Source organism: Vibrio zhanjiangensis (genome assembly GCF_030161235.1).
Lineage (GTDB): Bacteria > Pseudomonadota > Gammaproteobacteria > Enterobacterales > Vibrionaceae > Vibrio > Vibrio zhanjiangensis.
On record NZ_BSPW01000022.1, the window covers coordinates 23627 to 42208 of the forward strand.

An 18582-nucleotide genomic window follows, 5' to 3' on the forward strand; every position below is an offset into this window, starting at 1 on the left:
GTCGTCCGTCGGCTCTGGGGCATTGAAAAAAACGTCATCATCGGTTTGTGCCTCATCACTAGGCCTATTACCGTTGCCATCGCTTTGCGGAACTACCACTTGATGACCCCTATCAGGCACAGGTGTTGAAGCATTCGAGATTATCTGGGCTGTCTTGACTTTTTTTGTGTCGTCCGTCGGCTCTGGGGCATTGAAAAAAACGTCATCATCGGTTTGTGCCTCACCACTAGGGCTAGGCGTATCCACTACGCCTCGGATAGCCTTTCGTATTGCTTCCCGTGAGTCCCATAACGTTGCAAACTGTTTAACGGTTAGGTGCTCTCTTGCAGTTGAAATCTGCTCGGATATGTCACCATAATAATTATTTGTGATATAGGTATCGCCTCCAGGAGAGTTAACATTCACTCCATCTGGATTAGGCGTCTCTTGACCTGTTGAGCTCTCTTTAGGTGCAGCTGGCTTACCACCAACAATCACGAGAAGACCGTTAATAATGAGCGTATTCCCAGGTCCAAACGGACAACCATCTGCGCTATCGTCAGGCGTAGGTTCGTCCTCAGAAATACTTTCTGGCTTCAATAGTTGAGAAGGCCGAGGCTTTTCTTCAGGTTTTTTAGCTTCTTCGGACTCTTTGTCGCTTTCCTTTGGCGGCTCTTTAGGCTGTTCCTCCTCTTGAAGAGGGACACTAAATTTCCGGCCACCATGCATCCAAGAAAGCAAAGTATTGCCTCCAAAGAAAGTAAGAGCGCCTAATGGTGGGATGACAAAGAAAAGACCACCACCAAGACCCAGTAAAATGAGTCCGCCCCAAAAATGAATTTTCGCTTTTTTCTTATGACTGAGTCTGCCGCTAGTATCGCTCAACTTCTTCGCGCGTCTGGCATCCTTATCCTTATCTGTTGTTATCGAGCTTTTCGTTTCCGTGTCGATACCTCCAGCATCACTATCCGCTGGATCTGCTTTTAGCAAGGGTTCACCACTTTCAAGCTTGGCTGGTTTCTTATCTTCAGTCGCTTTACGAAGTAAGCTTTCAGGCATACTCTTGCTTCTCTGCAGAGATGGAATACATCGAAGCGCGTCAGGTTCAGTGCAATTAGTCTTTGTACTGTTTGAGGTTTCAGGCCTATTCGGACTGCTATTCAAAGCTGAAATTGTCATTTTTAGAACCTCATTATTTCTAATAGTTGTATTGTCAAGCGTCGGAGATCGTCTTCTAAAACACTCGATTCAGGGCATGCCAGTGTGATGTAACCATCAACACGAATAAGAAAGCCCCCTAATGTGGACTCAAATCGAAGCAAGTTTTCAATCACTTGTTCAATATTGTGTACATGAACAAGCTGAAAAAAAGGCACAACCGGATAAAGCACATAATCGGGATGTTGACTAAATACGGTTTCTTCATTCTGCTCTATCTTAAGCAGAAAGCTTTCGACTTTATCTAGCTCTGGCTGCATATTATTTCGGGTAAACTAAAACCACATCATCGGTTGATAAAGCCGATAGTTCTTGAGTGGTTAGTGCGGTTTCAAAGGGCGTCCAGCTTACGGTAAGCTTTAAATTTCCAGATAAAGCTTGAGGTTTAGCTTCAAGACAATCAGCATCAATATGGATGGACTCAAGTTCAAGATACAGAGTAGTTGCTAAACGTTCACATTCAAAAACGGTGGTAATACTCAGCGGTAGATTTCGACCCTCTTTTTGATCCATAAAGCCAACAAAATGTACACCATGAGGGGCCAAGTTCTGGGTAATGAGATACGCGACATATTCTTTATCAAGATGTTTAATTTCTAGGCCTAGCAAGCGCTCAACTTCGACAACCTGAAGAAAGCCTTTTGCTTCGACTCCCATATGAACAAGACTGATTTCTATCAAGTCCTGTTGTTGTCCCAAGTTAAACTTTAACTGGCGAAAGTCCATCCTTATTGCATGATTATCAAAACACGTTCCCGCGACAAGGTTCACTTTACTTGCCACCGCATTAGATATAGTGCAACTTGGGGTTAGGTTTACCACATCATATTTCATCATATTCACCGATTACGAGACAGTAACGCGAGCACATCTCGACTCATGAGATAGTCTTTCTCATCAACCCAGTCTCTTATACCTTGGGGGATTTCGCATACAAAATCATAGATGAGTTGGTAAGTTTCTTTGGAAGTCATCGCTTCAAAGTCGTCATCTTGTACCAAGCGTAAAATAAAGGTAATGTTGTGGAACTCACTTTCCAAAATCCCATCAATCACTATCGACTTTACCGTATTTTCCGAATAATCACGCAAACGTTCAAACCACGCAATTACAGCCTTCTTATCTAAATATACATCAGCATCCGACATCTGGTTCCAACTTAAGCGTTGCGATTTATTCTTGATCACTTCATAAGGATCAAGAGGTCTATCTTTCAAATCACAATGTACGATACGAGTTCGATTGCTCATTGTTTTCACCTTTTTCTACATCATTTAATTGACGTTGCTTATTTTTATAATTACGTTCGCGCCGATCATATTTGCGACAAAGTGCCAACATAGACAGCAAACCTTCCAAATAGTGCTCATGAGCGACAAGCTGCTGTAACGCTTCACTATCGGCTTCCATCCCCTCGCCAAGTTCACCTAATGACTCAAGATACTGTTTGATCTTCTTGCGTAAAGATGCAGGATAAAGATGCTGACAATGGTTGGCCGCTTGTAATATAAAAAGCTGGGCGTCATTCAGTTGCTTTTTATCAGGTAGAGCGTCAGTAAAACCATGCCAATCGCGCAACGCTCGGAGCTGATAACTACTCAGCATTTTCGCAAACTGCCTTTGGTGTTGGGGCGTCATCGGTTTACGGCGAATACGAAACAAGCGAGGATTCTTTTTGGTTCTTTTTTCTGCTTGTTTGACGTCTCTGACCCGCTTGGTCTGACTCTCTTCACGAGTTTGCTTTGTCGGCGTTACGTCATGAACCCGTTCAGTTCTTTGTGGCATTGAAAATGAAACACTACGCATAGGCTAAAAAAGAGCGGGCGAACCCGCTCTGCTCCTTAACGGTTTGTCGCCAAGCTTGCTTTAGCAGCAGCTTCGAGAACCTCAAGCAATCTGCGTAGAGAATCACCTAAGCTTTTAATAAACTCAGGTAATGCCTCTGCAAGTTTCATTTGCAAATCGTTACCAGCTTTGATTTCATCTTGCTGCTGCTTATCTTGAGCAGCCATTATTTCTGTGGCCTTATTGCTCGCTCGTCCAGTTTCCTGAACACCTTGCTCCAAGAAACGATTCTTAGCTGTTTTAGCATCCTGCAATATTGTTGTCTTTTTATCAAGCAGCTCACGACCTGCTTCCGTTGCCTTCATATCTTCAACTGTTTTATATTGACCAGAACCACCTTCTAGGTGCTTGTCTTTTAAGACTTTTGGCTTAACAGAACTAACCATTATAGCTGTAGAGAACACCATTGTGGTCACTGCAATTCCGATAGCAATACCTAGCTTAAGCATGGCATCACCACAGATCTTTTCTGCAAGTGCCTTTGCATTGTCCATATTAGCTACACCAACATCAATATTGCTTGCCATAACACTGTTACGTGTTCTTCCTTCTTGTTCAATGATCGCTAGTAACATTGCAAGAAGATCTGAAATTGATACCGTCGAAGAACCACCCGTAGAGTTGGTATAAGTTACTTCGCCAGTGACTGGTTCAAAGCTTTTGAAGCCTGGTAGTTCGGATAGCAACCCATCTGTCATCAACTTACCGTAAGATGCGGCAATATCGGCCATCTTTTCAATGCTAACCGATGCGGGTACATATTCGTTGACAATGTTATTAACGGCTTGCTGATTCTCTTTACTCGGGTTTTGAGATAGAGCAACGAGTGCCTCATTCAAAGAATCAGGTACTTGAGTCACTTTACCGTCAGTAAGCATATTCAGCAAAGACGCCATCTTCAAGGTAGCTGCTTTTGCCGCTTCTGGTGACACCTGAGTTGACGCCACATTCGATGCACCCTCAACACTTAGTGCGGATACTGCAAAATTAGTTTCAATAGTCATAAAATCACTACCTTACATATGGATTGAAATCATTTTATCGTTAAAATCACGGTGAGCTTTATTAAGATCAAACAAGGTTTCGAACGCATGCGTAACCGCTCTCATAGCTTGTGACAGCATAAGCAAAATTTGCTGAATAGCAGTTTGTAGCGCATCTTGCTCTGCCTGTGCCTTTTCCATATCAGCGGCAATTTTAGATGACTTAATGCCAAAACCTGCACCAACAATATCAGATGCGGTAGAGGTCACCTCTGTCGCTTGAGCAAGACGAGCTCCACGGGTCGCCATTTTTTCTGACTTAGCGAGATCTTGGATTTTTTCAAGTACATCATCCAACATGTTCTTAGCTTTAGAAATCAGAGGGTTTTTCGAGAATGACTTCAACATAGTTAGCATTTCAGACATTTTGCTGCTGAAAGACTCTAGCTTACTTATCACACTTGAGGCCTTACTTGCTGCTGTTGAAGCGGCTTTACTTGCTGCGGTAGTGGCAGCTTTCGCAGCAGAGCTTGCCGCCTTAGCCGCCAATTCTGCTGCTTCAGTTGCGGCCTTTGTTACGGCTTTAGGTAATACCTTACTAGCTGCTGTACCAAGCCCACTCAATAATTTAGCAGGATTGAAAGCAATCAGTAGCCCGGCAATAGCACAACCAATTTCTAGTCCCATCCTTATCTTGCTGCGTTTCTCTTCAGGAACGCCACACTTTTCCAAAACCTTGTCAACGACAGTGGGTAGAAGAGCCAAAGTGACTGCAACCACTGCAACCGCTACTGCTGCTGCAGTTGCACCAAAAGTAACCACAGCCGAAACCACAGCCGCTAGTACACCAAGCGCCATACCAATTTTGGCAAATATGCCACGTTTCTTGTTGGCCTTCTGCTGTTCTTGCAGTTCTTCTGATTGCTTTCTGATTGAAGCGACTGTCGAGTCTCTTTGTATATCAATCAATGATTTCTTCGCTTCAGAGTTTGCTGCACCAGTTTGTGAAAGCGCTTCTGCAACTTCTTTATTGCAGTCTTCCAGCAAACGCCACAGAGCACTAAGTGATATTGAACTACCCGGAAGTGGCTGACTCGGCGCTACTTGCTCAGCCGTTTTTTCAGCTGTACCACGCTGTTCGCTGATACTCTCGTCTACAGGAGCGACATAAGTCGTTGCTGAGACAGTGTTCATGAATGTACTCATTACGTTTTCCCTTCATGTATTAGGCCAGGAATAAGCAGCCAAACCGGCGTACTATCTATTCTCAAAAGATGAGCGGCATGTCCCCGGCGACGTCATGCCCTTTTATGCTGTCTTGTGCGATTACTATATGTTACGAGCGATGGCCATTTGCTCATCTCTGCATATAGATAACCAGTACTTAAGAGTTTGCTGAAGCATCTTAACTTGGTCACCAATACGGTTTATTTCTTTGATATCTTCATCGGTTAGTTCGCGCTGTGGGAAATTGGTATACATATTTTCAAAATACTCAGCGCCTAAACCATTTCCATACCAGTCAATGACTTGATGAGATGTACCATTGGGATCGTTTTGGTCAACTTCTCTCCAACCGTTACTGCCTGTTTCTCCGTCATTATTAAAGACAAACTCTATGGCGGTGTCATAATGTGGATTACTGGTGTGGTTATTAATATATGCATCTAACTCGCTAATCGGTGCTGTAAGAAACATATCGATTACAGATTGCTCAACTTTAGGTTCAATCGCTAAGTATCCGGCCATTAAAGCCATACGCAGCATTGGAGATAATCCTCCCGAATACCCCGTCTCACATACAAAACCGCCAGCATCATTAAAGTGATATCGATATTGTTTTTCTAATTCAGCGACTCCACCACACTCCTCATCCATGTAGGTGAGAATTTCATGACATAAGCTATTTGAAGGGGCGTTAGCCATCATAAAGTTAAATATGTCACCACATTCATCCGCAAACTTAGCGCCGTCCCAACCTTCATGGTAACCATGAGAGCCTGAGCCCGTGCTTTCAAGAAAATGGCGCATTTGAGCCTCAAAGCCATTGCTACCGCCATAGCCAGTTTTTCCATCACCATAGCCATGAGACATAAAGTCCATGATGGCAAGCTGAAACAAGTCTTCAAGTGCATACCCTGATGTCTCACCGCTATTTTTTATCCCTTCAAACATCACAGCCATAGCGCTTTCGAACATAGGCAAACCAGGAATAGTCCAGCCTTTGATAATTTCTAACTGTTTGGCGTATGCTTCGATTCCCTGAGCTAAAATGATTGATATTGCATCTTCAGGGTTGCCACCTGACATCGTCATCACCACTTGTTTTTGGTGATTAGCAACCATGGCTAAAACCTCAGCATCAGCGGGTTGACCGTCTAGTGCCGTGATGGCTTTATCTGCTTTCTGCAGCTCACTTTCTGCCTTATTTGTGGCATCAATCTGTTTTTGAAGCGCCTGTGCATCTATAGACTCATAGTCACTAGCAACATCATGTAGTAACAGATCATTGATATTATTAATCATCTATTTTTCTCCTCGACCCATTCATCGCTTAGGACAAATGAGGTGATAACTGCTGCTTCAAAAACTCATAACGTTTGGTATAAAACTCACCCAGATTTTCGGGCTTCACAATCAGCCAATGAACCGCGGCTTGCATATGATCATTTAATTTGTAATGACAAAGCGAAATATTGAGCATGGTTTCGTTGAGATCATTGGTCGGATAGTTTTTTAGAAGATTTAACATATCCAAAGCCTTTTGAAACTGACCCTTTTCAAGGTATATCGCCGCCAAGCAACCCGGTCCTCTATGATCGTACGGATTCAAAGATGAATACGCCACAAACACAATCTCTGCTTCTTTAAACTGAAACTGATTATAAAACTCAACACCAAGATCAAAGATGGATTTTAAGTGAGTTGTTGTGATTTTGTTGGAATCACGTTGCTGTGCGATTTCCTTCAAAATTTCATCACCATCAAGTAGAGAGAAGAACTCGTCTCCTGGCTTACCAAAATTAATCGCTTGGTTTTTCATGTTATTTCACCTTAAATAATTGCAATTAAATTGCATCAGATTGGACGAGTATCGGTGCCAATACTTGATGAACCACATTAGATAATCGGCATGGGCTAGCCGTATTCAACGGCTTAGATGGAACGTCCAGCCCTAAACGAATGGACCATAATATGGCGAGCCTTTTGTTGTACTGTGCCAACATCAATAACCCAAGTTGTAGACTGCTCATATTTTCCGGTGCACCTTGGATACCGGCAGCATCCGACCAAAGACACAATCTATGTTCTAAATGTTTTTTGAGGTCAAGAATGGCTATATTACTTGGTGCACTACGATAAAGCTGGTATTGCACCAGATAACCAAGAGTGGTAACGGTCTGTCTCACTTGTCCCAAGCTACTTGTCAGCCACAAAGAAACCTCTTCATCGGTAAGAGAGGTTAAAACCAAGAAAGAGTCTTGACTCAGTTGACGTTTAGTTAAGCAATGATGGAGAAGCTTCTGATGCCGCTTTTTATACGTTTTCATTGCTAACCAATTGAACAAAATAACTGACTGTCAATGTGTCTGTTTCAGCAACCAAACCTTTCAAAAATCGTTCAATATTGCTTTTCTTGGCACTATCAAATTCGTTTAAACTCATAATTAGAACTGAAATACGTTTATTCTTTTCACCCGTAACAACAACACTCGCTCGTAAAACGTTTGGTATCACACCTAATTTGTTATAAATTTCGCGACTTTCAAGTAAATTGCTTTTCACTGTTTCCAATTTACTCAAACTTGCAAACTTAGACTCAAGCAAGTCATTGAGATCTTCGCGTTGGAAATAGAAGTTAAATTGGGTCAGCAACTCACGAGCTTTAGCTTCATCAGCCCCATCAACATAAATGTGAAAATTCTCTTTCTCTGACGATAAAGTCGCTGGCACTTGATGCTGCGCCAACAGAACAATGACTTTATTAGCAACATCAGCTGATTCAAAGCTCGCCACTTGACTAGAGCCTTGTTCGCCACAACCGGCAAGCACAAGCAATATTAATAAACATAACTTTTTCATCACTGAGCCTTCATCACTTCGTTAATAGCATTAGCGGATTTAGAAGCAATCTTGGTTACTGTCTCTTGGTACAGGCTGTAATGAAATACCGACTGTTGTAACGCTAGGGTGTCTTGAACAGTAATGGCTTCTTGGTTAGCATTAATTTGATCGAGGTTATCCAGAATCTCTTGAAACCCCTCACCAATATTATTGAAGGTTTCTTCTAGTACAGAAGGTTGAATCTGCTCAATGATTAGATCCGGCATTGTAATTCCTCTCAAACAACTTAATAGCGGAGCGCTTAAACTTTGGGCTATACTATGCAGACTCTAGCGACAGCGCTAATGAATCATTGTGAAATTAATAAGTTTTCTATTTTTATTTAATATTCATGGTATTAAAGTGATGTTTCACTGCCATAGCGTACTGTGAGATAAGCTGAATCTATCCTGAAAACTTGTGAATTCGATGAATTAAACACCAAATAACGACTAAACTATCTTGTGTGACTCGTTCGGGGGTATGTTCAATGAAACTAAGTAGCTTGACTTCACTCTCGTCTAAAATACTGTTTATCCTTATGTCTATAATGTGGGTTAACATTGCCATTGGAAGTGAAAAAGTCATTAGGATAGCGATAGGCGAAGGCCACAAAGCATTGGCTAAAAATCCAAACTATAAGCTTGGTGTAGAGATGCCTATCTCCCAAATTTACAAAGAAGCAAATATCGATTTTGAGTTCATCTATTTACCTAACGAGCGCGCTATTCAATCTGTAGTTTCCGGACAATACGACGCACTAGGCCTCAGAATTGCTGGGCTTGATAAAAATGAGAGTATTATCAAAGTTGATGTCCCGCTAGGTTCATTTGAGATCTACTTTTTTTCTAGAGGTGACCGCTATATTAATGCGTTAGAGGAAGCCAAAAATCAAACGGTGGTCGCCCTTCACGGGGCTCGGTACGTTGATGGGCTAAAACAGTATAAGAAACTCTACTTGGTCCATTCAGAAGAACAAGCAGCACTTATGTTAACAAAGGGAAGAGTCGATCTTTGGCTTGCACCGCTACCTAGCTATCAATTAGTTAAAGACAATTACCCCGAAATCAAACTATCCAGCCCAATAATATCTAGAGAAAATGTTTACCACTATATTCATGCATCCCAAGCGCACCTACTCGAACGACTAGAGAATGCCGCGAAACACTTTCTCGCCAAGCGTCAGTCATTGGTTAGCGCTGAACAGCAGCGCCAATAAATAGAAAATTAGGTAGAACCTAATCACTTACTTGGCCACTCAATACGTTTCAAACTCTCCACTGTTATAATCGGAGATGGCTTGCTCAATCTCTTGAGTTGAATTCATAACAAAAGGTCCATAATGCACTACTGGCTCATCGATGGGTTCACCTTGAAGCACTAGCACACCACTGGTAGCTTGAGCGGTGAATTGTACGCAGTCTCCTTGAGACAATACAGCGAGTTGCCCCTGATCCAACGACTGGTCAGCAACATTTACTTGACCTTTATAGACGTACACAATGACATTAAGTGCAGCCCTTGTTGCCATGTTTAAACTTTGATTTGGTTGCGATTGCCAATCAGTAACAGACAAAGGCACCCCAGTGTCTCGTAGTGGACCACTGACTACATGCTCGTCGATAAAAACATCACCCGCTAACACTCGAACAAGTCCCGTATCATTACTGGTATACTCGGTAATCGTTTCAGACTGAAAGTCTCTATATTGTGCTGGTTTAACCTTATTTGCCGCTGGTTGATTGATCCAAATTTGAAAACCATGGAGATCACCGTCTTCCATAATCGGCATTTCGCTATGGATGACGCCTTTACCAGACGCCATCCACTGCGCACCACCAGAACGCAGCTCTCCTACATTACCCATATGATCTTTATGCTGGAAGTGACCTTTCAACATATAAGTTAAGGTCTCAATTCCACGGTGGGGGTGCGGTGGAAAGCCACCAATGTAGTCGCTTCGGTTATCGGTTTTAAGCTCATCTAACATTAAAAATGGCGAAAAGTGTGGGTTATCAAATCCTGTAACACGACTTATTTTGACTCCATCACCATCTGAAGTTGGCCGTGAACGGATAGTTTTTACAATCTCTCTTCGATAATTCATAACAAGACTCCTCACTCGTATTATCTAGAGTTTATATCCACTTTTAAGAAATTTACCCCTGCATTATCTATCTACTTGTTCAAAAAAATTGAAGAAAATAGCGAGCCACTGGAATGTCATTGAATGGGTTAAACGGTATACGACCTTATGGCCTCTACTTCCTGCCTCTAGCCAAATTTGCTTTAACGATGGAAAATGCCTCAACATATCAAGCTAGAGCCGTACAACGAATATAAGTTAGCCAAAGATTCACCTTGCTCTCCAGATAATCGCCAATATGACAATCAAATGTTGGTGTTCGCCCTAGCAAAACGTATAATTTGGTTATTAGCCTGTAGTACTTGGATTGTGCCTATGTCTTCAAAATTTATCGAGCGAGCTTGGTCTCATCCCTGTGTCACCATGGAGGAAAAGCTGGTTTTGCTTGCACTTGCAGAACTGTCAGATCGCAGTGGCGCAGTCATTACCACCATGGATGAACTGCAATCTATGACCAACGGTTCTGAGTCCAGTATTGATCACGTATTGGGAAAATTAGCTATTGAACAAGCTATTATTTCACTGAGTAAAACGCACACTCGTAAGCAAGGGAACATTAAGTGCAAAATCAATGTTGGCAACCAACATTCAATCCCTGTTTACGCTGCATCAGAACCGATTGCCAAAGTTCCTCAGTTCCATAAGACGCAAGTTAAACCATTACAGAAGCCAGACCCTACAATCAAGACCATTAACATAATGGATCTATCGCCTAACGTCATTGAAGCTTGGGCAGAAGTGATAATGTTTCGCTCTGGATTTGCTAACCAAACCAGCGTATGGGCAAGTTTTGTCGACAAGGTTAAAGCACTGGGTCAGCCTCTAATGAATCAAGATGACCTTAATAGTCGCCTCCATGCCCATTTACATTCAGAAAAAAGCTATGGGCAGAATAAGGGGTTTAAGAAATCGGTAAATGCGAGCAAAATGTCTCCCAACCAAGCCTTCAAGAAAAAGATGGCAAACTTCAACTTTGATTTTGACGACTAGGTAAGTAATGAAAAACATCAATGAAATCGCTTCTGATTGGCAGAAACAAGGTCATAAGAAATCTGAGGAAGTGTCTACCACTGCTGTCATGCAAACCAGTCCAAAAAATCTTACCAAGAAAGCGACAAGCACATCACTATCAACACCTGTAAGTGGTGAGTTTAATCATGAACTAAAAGATGTATTGCGCCCCTACACTGTAGAACAGCGTAAACACATCATGGCTTTTTTTGGCAAGATGCAGGAAAATTTTTCGACTCAGTTTACGCATATGTACGGTTCAGAGCCTGACGATGAGTTTGCCGCTTTTGCCTCTCAGCTATCTGTTGAGGATGTGGAGAGAATCGTTCACCACCTACGTGAACGCTTACTTGCAGGTAAAGAGTGGCCTCCTGCACTCGCTTTACTTTCCATGTTGAAAGACTTACCACTTAATACTGAAATTTTGGAAGCCAGACACAGAATCCTGATAAAAAAGCAGCCTATCACCCGGGTAGAAAAGTATATCTTTAATCGCAAAGCTAGCTACCTTAGAGGTTTATCTGAAAAAAACCTCGCTGAGGAGTTTAAGCTGCTTTATATCAATGCTTATCAGGAAGTACTGCATAATCTTGATCTCACATTAGACAAAAGAGAAAAACACGTTGAGCAAAACATTCTCAATGTTGAGCTGACAGAAACCGACCTTGAAATACAACGGCGCATGACTCAAGGCCTCAAACCGACTGGAAATGTTGGTCATATTCTCTCGCGCATAGATAAGCTTCGCCATGGCGAGGCTTCTCAAGCCGAACAGAGTTGGAACACAGGTCAAGATAATACCCAACCAACACACGCTATCAACAAAGATAAGATTGATCGCGAACAGCAAGCTCTAATGGAACAGATTCTAAGGGAAACTAACGGCGGCAATGAGAACATTTAATATTTTAAAGAAAGAAAAAGATTTTTTTCTCGCCTCGACGGGCAAATCTCATTGTAAAATCATTATCGATGACTACAGCAGTGAGCTACCATTCGGTGAAGTTACACTGCATGTCGAAGAGGTCTCAAATAAATATAAATACTACTCAAACGAGGCGATATTTAAACTTACCTTGCCTTTGGATGAACAAAACAATATAGATATTTGTACCCTAAGTAGTGGTCGAAAAAATCAATTCGTTTACAAAAAGTGCCTCAAATTAGGAGGAAAGTGGGAACCCATTCTTAATCAGTGGGTATTTTCGTCGTCAGTAGAAGATAAAGTCCGTGAGCTAGAAAATATCATCCACGGTGAAGAAGAGTATTGTGAAGTCACATTTAAGGAAACGGTAACCATTCACAATCAAGAACTTACTCTGTTTGGCTACCCAATCATCTCTTCTATAAATGCGACATCCATTAATACCGTAAAAGGCGTAAAATTGCACAGCGGTAATATTGCCGTCTTAGGGACCAAAACCATTGTTGTGGCTGGCACTAGAGTCCGCTTGTTTGTGCCAAAACTAATGAGAGAACATCAAGGCTTTCGAGAGGATTACCTTTGTGCCACCCTGACGGATAAAAAGCGTAAACCCAATAAAAAAAGGGCTTATTCTTGGGAATAAGTCCTTTTTTTCAGTACTCGATCATGCCATTACCAGCTCATCAGTAACAGCTTCTGGCGTCGTTTTTCTGGTCTTTTCCCGAATCAACTCCTCTATAACTTGGTTCAACCTGTTGGGATTGGCAACGGTTTGCCCAGCAATAATAATATGAGCCATATCATTGGCGACCGCTAAATAGTACTTTCGCCATAGTTCTTCTGAGGGTTTAGGAAAAACGACGACATTCGAGTTTAAATGACGCCAAGCTGTGATTCCATGCTGATTTAATCTTTGGGCCGTATGCTCTGCTAGCTGGAGACAATCTTGAACTCTTTGCTTTTTCTCCAGTTCACTCGTTCCGCGAATAAACTGCCATAAGAACAATGGAGTGATGCCATTTCGAGACCCCGTTAAAGTCTTATCTGAGCCTGCTATATATTCAATCTCATGACTCACTTTATCTGTATGTTTTTTTAGTGCTAATACCACTCCGCAAGGTATCGGCGAGCCAATCATCTTATGACCAGATACCGATATTGAATCAACACCATCTTTAAATGAAAATGGCGGAGGATTGTCCACATAAGGCAAGATCATCCCATGGCAAGCGGCATCGGCATGGATATAATATTGATTGCGGCTCAAGCCGACTTTAGCAAGTCGAGATTGAATTTGCTTGAGATCATCGATTGCCCCGAACATAGTAGTACCGATATTGGCAAATATAATTGGAGACTTGTCAGGGTTACTCTCAAGAGCCAGCTCAAGAGCATCATAATCCATTTCCCCTCGGGTATCAGAAGGTATCATACAGTACTCTATGTTGAGGAATCGAATTGTTTTCATTACCGAGTAGTGCGTATCTTTGGTAAAATATACGATGCCCTCAGGAAATATCTCCCGTGCTAAATAGCAACCATACATATTGCCCTCAGTTCCACCGTTTGTCACATATCCCCAAGCCTCATCGAGAGAGGAATGATACAGTCGACAAAAGTACTCAATTACGTCTTTCTCAAACTCAAAAGTGTTCATGGGATAATGTGGCTGCTCAGCCCAGTCTCCAATATTGTTGATGGAAAACTGCAAAAAAGACCACAGATTCTGATAGTCATAATCTGAAGCATTCGGATATCCAAGCATTTGGTGCTGACACTCAATACAATGCTTGTAAAAGTCTCTAAGTCTCTGAATATCATGGTAAGAAAGCGACATATGTATTCCTTTACATCTGTTTGGACACTGTTTTAATGCCGTTTTATCGCTCAAATTACAACCACCTTTATAACCTAATGTTGTATTCTGTGAATGAACGGTGAGAATACATGCTTATTACTGAAGGATTAATTAATATCCACCTCTCCATAAGTTCAATATAATCAAAATCGATTTAAATATTATTTCCTGATATTATGCCGTAATTTATAAAATTGGCGCAATGACTATGCAATGGTTGAAAAAATATCAACTAGACCATTTAAAAACGCTGGTGACAGATCTCGTGCCCATCACCATATATACCTAATTATCCAACATGTCTTTCAAACTTTCTGGCAATTCAAGTAGCCATTGACTGCCGTATTTTTTTAAAATAACGACTTCATTTCTGGTAATCAACTTATCGAATAAACTTTCCTTTTTTTCAACATTAACGTATTTCTTATCATTATAATCAAATACATTAATGACTTTAAAAGATTCTAAGTTAGCTTTGTTACTGCCTGATGCCTGACCTAAAATAGAAAGAAACTGATTCATGAAATCAAGGTCTGACATTAGCACAATATCTTCCTTAGACACCGTGTCACCGAATGCAATATTTTTGAGAAACTTTATACTTGAATCATTATGTTCAAGACCTGATACCAGAACGTCTTTTAAACCCCTGATATCATCAGGATGATAAAAATCCGCAGATTGGTCAAAGCCTACTTTGGTTATAAAGTCATAATATTGCTGAGTAAATTCTGTGGGTACCTGAGATAGCGATAATGCCCCATCAATAATAACGCGCACATCGGTTATGACCGCCGATGATGAACTATATGGAGTAAATGTCATGCTTTTATCGGCCGACCAATTGTCATAGACCCAATTCGATTCATCGATACAGTGCTTTGAAACTGTCTCTAAATTAACTCTATCACCAATAGTGGTATTGTGAATTTTATTGCCGCTGTTATCTTTGGCATAGGTATAAATCAAAACACCAGATTGATTTGAAGAAGAAGGAGCGATACCACTGTATGACGTTTGGATACAGACCCGCTCGATATCCGACAAAGCCATCGGCAACTTAGCAATGGCTTCGGCTCGCTGCTCAAGATAGCCATCCGCCAAATTGAAATAATCAAACTGAGGCGCTTGGTATAGAACAGGCTCATTCATCACAGCAGGTAAGCCACTTTTTATCTCTGGCACAATAGATAGTGTATCAGCAACAGACGGCGCAGAAAGAAATAATATTGCAAGTAGGTTTTTTTTATTCATAGATTACTCCTTATTTTCAAGCAGCAATATCAATTATTAGATTATTACTTTCAAGAATTAATTAAAACAAATAAGAGTAAAATGATTTTATGTGATAATTGTCTATGATGAATCATAATTTAAATACAAATAAGGCAATATAGAATTTAATGTAATGAATAAAATATAAAGCCAACCACATTAAAATAAATATATTTCTGATTTTATTATGTTTTTAAATCAGCTCGATATTCTCTTTTAATTCTCTGTTTGAGCCAAGCTTGCGCGGGCACCTCAATGAATGTGTAGGTGATATGAGCAGCGAGTATCGATACACCAACATATGCGGCAATAGGAACTAATAGTGCGACACCTGACCAATCGGGTAAAAGTCGACCAAACGCACTGTTGAGCACCATAAATACGACGCCATGACATAAATAAACCGAGTATGAAATCTTGCCTAAGTAAACCGCTACCGAACTAGATAGCCAACGGCTAGCAAAATGATGGTTATCGGTTAAAGAAAATAAAAGCAAACCAAACGCCATAATCATTACCCAATCCCAGCGGCTATGGGTGTTAAATATAGCCATGAACGTAATGATAGACAGTGCCACAACGGCCACTGGCAGCAAAGTCGCGACTTTGGTAATTTGGTATAGCCTAAAAATCAACATGCCGACCAGAAATTCACTCAATACTCGCAGCAGAACAAACTGCCAACCCGCAAAATAACTTTGCCTATCGGTTAATCCCCAACCCAAGCTTATCGTTAAAGCAAATACAGCTGCGATTATTGCAAGGCATTGCAACATAGACAGAGAGGCTCTAAAAAGTAATGCCGCCAAAAATGGAAAACACAAATAGGCAAAAAACTCACTACTGACTGACCATGAAGGAGCGTTCCAGCCGACTGAATTCTCAACACCAAATCCATTGGTTAAGCTCATACTAAACAAAAGCTTAGGTAGTGAGAAGGCATCGGCTGGGGAGTGATAATTAAATAGAGTACTGGCGAGCAAAAAAATTGGCACCAGTGCAAGCGTGGTGACAAGATGAACCGGGTAAATGCGCGCAATACGCAGCCACATAAAACGACGCCAAGAAGAAAACGATAACCGATCGCTAAAATCATTATGATGGACATAAGCAATCACAAAGCCACTCAGAAGGAAGAATAAATCGACACCAAGCCAACCCTTCTCAGCAATATTGGTCACCCAATGGGGTAGCTTTCCCTCAAGTGGATATTGAGTTACCAAGTGATGTAATAAAACCCATAATGCGGCGACGCCTCGAATACCAGTTAATGCATCTATGTGCTTCTTTACCATACTTGTTTCTCTCTAAACTCAGCTTGTTAAAGTGTAGTGAGACAGAACTACTTTTGCCGAGTGTTAAGAGACAAGATTTTTAATAAACACGATCAAGCAGCCAAAACCGATAGAATCTAAGTGACTTCTGACTTACACTCTGGATGCAAACCTGACACACCTATCTATTATGCTTAAGATTTCAAATACAGTGACACTTCACGCATGGGAAATTACGCTCACCGCAATACGAGCGCAGGGATCCGGCGGGCAAAACGTGAATAAGGTTTCTTCTGCAATACATCTGCAGTTCGACATCATTCACTCATCGCTCCCAAACATTTACAAACAGGGGTTGATGGCGCTCAGTGATTCTCGAATTTCGAAACAAGGCATTCTCACAATAAAAGCGCAGCAATTTCGAACTCAGGAACAAAACAAAGAGGACGCTCTTGAGCGGCTGGCGCAGATAATACGTAGCGCAGTCCAAGTACAAAAAAAACGCCGCCCAACAAAACCAAGCAGGGCGGCAAATGAAAAGCGGTTAAAGTCCAAAAATGCTCGTTCTCAAACCAAGTCTCTTCGGACAAGGGTGAGTCATTAGTGGCACTCACCCATTATGTTTATCTTGACTCAAGCGGGTAAGATCGATAGCTCCACATACCGTAGGTACGCAGCGCATCACGATAAATGCCCAGCAGCTCACCATCGCTGATTTGTTTTAACTCTTTAAGGGGTTTGTCTGGGTACGCGAGCGTATCAAAGGTAATGCCGCTAGGACCTGTTTGCCAACTGGCGATTTCAAACAATACCTGCCCACGACGAACATGGCTGGCAGAACTGATGATTGTCGCGTGTTGTATCTTGTGTCTTGCAAGAGCATAACTACTAAACAACGCATTACCGACCGTACTCGTGGCGTAGTTCTCTTCAATAATGCGATCCGCACTCACTCCTTTGGCTATTAGCCAGTCGGCCATCAGTTTACCTTCCGTTTTGTGGTTTTGCGGCACGCCTCCTGTCAGTACGATCAGTGCTTTCGGGTTCGCTTGCGCAAGCTTTAACGTTGTCTCAAGCCGCTCGATTAAAATGGAGTGCATAGAGCCATCAGGGTTAAGCGCATAACCCAGAGTGACAATCGCGCCATTTTCATCAAGAGCGCCCTTATCTGCTTTCTCTTTTAGCGGCGTAGCAACCACGCGATCAATGGTTTGGAATATGCGGGTTAAATCTTGCGCCTTTCCTGCATTGAGCTTAACCAAAGCCTGCCTATGCTTTTGGGACTCTTCTTTATTGCCTTTAAATTTTTGCCACACGGCTAGATAGGCGTGCAAATCAATATCATCGGGTGCGACAGATAAAGCTTGTTCGAACAATTCGATCGCTCGATCAACGTTCTTATTATAAATCTGAGCATTCGCAGCCGAAATCAGTAGATCCGTTCGATAAGGCTCAAGTTGATATGCTTGCAAAAGACGGTCAGTCACAATTTCCATATTACTTGGCATTTTTGCCGTAAAACCAGCATGAGAGACTCGCGCAGGTGACTTAAATGCGCTTACCGCATCATTTAACAGCTTATCGACGACCTCACGTTTTGTGACCAGATCCGTATATTGGGTAGAGGCCTGTACAGCGTGCTCTATATCTGCGATTGCAGGTGCTGACGCACCGAATGCCAATGCACCAGTGAGTAACAGCGAAATCAATGTTTTGTTCATGCAAAGTCCTAGGGATCTTATCTATCTCAATACCGAGTGTGGAGTTTATAAAATAAAAATTTAAAAACCGTGACAATGATTATGTTTTACACTTCCATAGTTACAGAGTGCTAAAACGGGAAGTAAGTTCACAAAGAGTGGGGGTGGCCAATACAGGCATATAAGCCTAAGAGACATAGATGCGAAAACATTTAGCTTCATGCTTGTAGAGCAGGAAAGCTACTAGAAACAAAAAATACCAAA

At 41.7% G+C, this 18582-nt stretch carries 22 protein-coding genes; 5 read left to right on the forward strand and 17 right to left on the reverse strand.

What is annotated here, in order from left to right; all coding sequences use genetic code 11:
- From QQK21_RS06470 to QQK21_RS06525, 12 genes are all read right to left on the reverse strand, one after another.
- Positions 1-1038: hypothetical protein (locus tag QQK21_RS06470; protein WP_284191386.1), on the reverse strand; the 1038-nt coding region annotated here is incomplete at its 3' end.
- Positions 1039-1160: 122 nt separating this feature from the next.
- Positions 1161-1457 carry a hypothetical protein gene (locus tag QQK21_RS06475; RefSeq protein ID WP_284191387.1) on the reverse strand — a complete coding sequence of 99 codons (297 nt, stop codon included), beginning with the start codon at positions 1455-1457 and terminating at the stop codon, positions 1161-1163.
- Between the two features lies 1 nt (position 1458).
- The gene (locus tag QQK21_RS06480; RefSeq protein WP_284191388.1) at positions 1459-2031 is read right to left on the reverse strand and encodes a hypothetical protein; all 573 of its coding nucleotides are present in this window, start codon (positions 2029-2031) and stop codon (positions 1459-1461) included.
- Positions 2032-2036: 5 nt separating this feature from the next.
- A complete protein-coding gene (locus QQK21_RS06485) occupies positions 2037-2447 on the reverse strand; it encodes a hypothetical protein (RefSeq protein WP_284191389.1) in 411 nt (136 codons plus the stop codon).
- Positions 2416-3003 carry a hypothetical protein gene (locus tag QQK21_RS06490; RefSeq protein ID WP_284191390.1) on the reverse strand — a complete coding sequence of 196 codons (588 nt, stop codon included), beginning with the start codon at positions 3001-3003 and terminating at the stop codon, positions 2416-2418. Before QQK21_RS06490 ends, QQK21_RS06485 begins: the two co-directional genes overlap by 32 nt.
- A 35-nt stretch (positions 3004-3038) precedes the next feature.
- The gene (locus QQK21_RS06495; RefSeq protein WP_284191391.1) at positions 3039-4046 is read right to left on the reverse strand and encodes a hypothetical protein; all 1008 of its coding nucleotides are present in this window, start codon (positions 4044-4046) and stop codon (positions 3039-3041) included.
- A 12-nt stretch (positions 4047-4058) separates the two neighbouring features.
- Positions 4059-5231, reverse strand: coding sequence for a type III secretion system translocon subunit SseC family protein (gene sctE / locus QQK21_RS06500; RefSeq protein WP_284191392.1), 1173 nt, complete (start codon positions 5229-5231; stop codon positions 4059-4061).
- Positions 5232-5354: 123 nt separating this feature from the next.
- A complete protein-coding gene (locus QQK21_RS06505; protein WP_284191393.1) occupies positions 5355-6551 on the reverse strand; it encodes a prefoldin domain-containing protein in 1197 nt (398 codons plus the stop codon).
- 28 nt (positions 6552-6579) lie between these two features.
- Positions 6580-7068, reverse strand: coding sequence for a tetratricopeptide repeat protein (locus tag QQK21_RS06510; protein WP_284191394.1), 489 nt, complete (start codon positions 7066-7068; stop codon positions 6580-6582).
- A 25-nt stretch (positions 7069-7093) separates the two neighbouring features.
- Positions 7094-7576, reverse strand: coding sequence for a hypothetical protein (locus QQK21_RS06515; RefSeq protein WP_284191395.1), 483 nt, complete (start codon positions 7574-7576; stop codon positions 7094-7096).
- Positions 7563-8108 carry a type III secretion protein gene (locus tag QQK21_RS06520; RefSeq protein WP_284191396.1) on the reverse strand — a complete coding sequence of 182 codons (546 nt, stop codon included), beginning with the start codon at positions 8106-8108 and terminating at the stop codon, positions 7563-7565. Before QQK21_RS06520 ends, QQK21_RS06515 begins: the two co-directional genes overlap by 14 nt.
- Entirely contained in the window at positions 8108-8356 is a 249-nt protein-coding gene (locus QQK21_RS06525; RefSeq protein ID WP_284191397.1) for an EscI/YscI/HrpB family type III secretion system inner rod protein, read from the reverse strand. Before QQK21_RS06525 ends, QQK21_RS06520 begins: the two co-directional genes overlap by 1 nt.
- 263 nt (positions 8357-8619) lie before the next feature.
- Between QQK21_RS06525 and QQK21_RS06530 the strand changes: the two genes are divergently transcribed.
- A complete protein-coding gene (locus QQK21_RS06530; RefSeq protein WP_284191398.1) occupies positions 8620-9348 on the forward strand; it encodes a substrate-binding periplasmic protein in 729 nt (242 codons plus the stop codon).
- Between the two features lie 39 nt (positions 9349-9387).
- Here QQK21_RS06530 and QQK21_RS06535 read toward each other — a convergent pair whose 3' ends face one another.
- On the reverse strand, positions 9388-10236 hold the full coding sequence (locus QQK21_RS06535) for a pirin family protein (RefSeq protein WP_284191399.1): 849 nt from the start codon (positions 10234-10236) through the stop codon (positions 9388-9390).
- Positions 10237-10431: 195 nt separating this feature from the next.
- Here QQK21_RS06535 and QQK21_RS06540 point away from each other — a divergent pair, with 195 nt between their 5' ends.
- Genes QQK21_RS06540 through QQK21_RS06550 form a run of 3 tightly spaced genes read left to right on the forward strand, consistent with a single transcriptional unit; the run spans position 10432 to position 12854 of the window.
- Entirely contained in the window at positions 10432-11265 is an 834-nt protein-coding gene (locus tag QQK21_RS06540; protein WP_284191400.1) for a hypothetical protein, read from the forward strand.
- A gap of 7 nt (positions 11266-11272) precedes the next feature.
- Entirely contained in the window at positions 11273-12190 is a 918-nt protein-coding gene (locus QQK21_RS06545; RefSeq protein ID WP_284191401.1) for a hypothetical protein, read from the forward strand.
- Positions 12177-12854 carry a hypothetical protein gene (locus tag QQK21_RS06550; RefSeq protein WP_284191402.1) on the forward strand — a complete coding sequence of 226 codons (678 nt, stop codon included), beginning with the start codon at positions 12177-12179 and terminating at the stop codon, positions 12852-12854. Before QQK21_RS06545 ends, QQK21_RS06550 begins: the two co-directional genes overlap by 14 nt.
- Positions 12855-12875: 21 nt before the next feature.
- On the opposite strand, the gene QQK21_RS06555 is transcribed toward QQK21_RS06550, so the two are convergent.
- The 3 genes from QQK21_RS06555 to QQK21_RS06565 form a co-directional block, all read right to left on the reverse strand.
- Entirely contained in the window at positions 12876-14048 is a 1173-nt protein-coding gene (locus QQK21_RS06555; protein WP_284191403.1) for a histidine decarboxylase, read from the reverse strand.
- A gap of 306 nt (positions 14049-14354) precedes the next feature.
- Positions 14355-15323: a hypothetical protein gene (locus QQK21_RS06560; protein ID WP_284191404.1), complete on the reverse strand. Its 969-nt coding sequence runs from the start codon at positions 15321-15323 to the stop codon at positions 14355-14357.
- A 206-nt stretch (positions 15324-15529) separates the two neighbouring features.
- Entirely contained in the window at positions 15530-16639 is a 1110-nt protein-coding gene (locus QQK21_RS06565) for an acyltransferase family protein (RefSeq protein WP_284191405.1), read from the reverse strand.
- Between the two features lie 169 nt (positions 16640-16808).
- Here QQK21_RS06565 and arfB point away from each other — a divergent pair, with 169 nt between their 5' ends.
- The gene (arfB, locus tag QQK21_RS06570) at positions 16809-17222 is read left to right on the forward strand and encodes an alternative ribosome rescue aminoacyl-tRNA hydrolase ArfB (RefSeq protein WP_284191406.1); all 414 of its coding nucleotides are present in this window, start codon (positions 16809-16811) and stop codon (positions 17220-17222) included.
- A 19-nt stretch (positions 17223-17241) separates the two neighbouring features.
- Here arfB and QQK21_RS06575 read toward each other — a convergent pair whose 3' ends face one another.
- Entirely contained in the window at positions 17242-18339 is a 1098-nt protein-coding gene (locus QQK21_RS06575; RefSeq protein ID WP_284191407.1) for a YdcF family protein, read from the reverse strand.
- Positions 18340-18582: the final 243 nt, after the last annotated feature.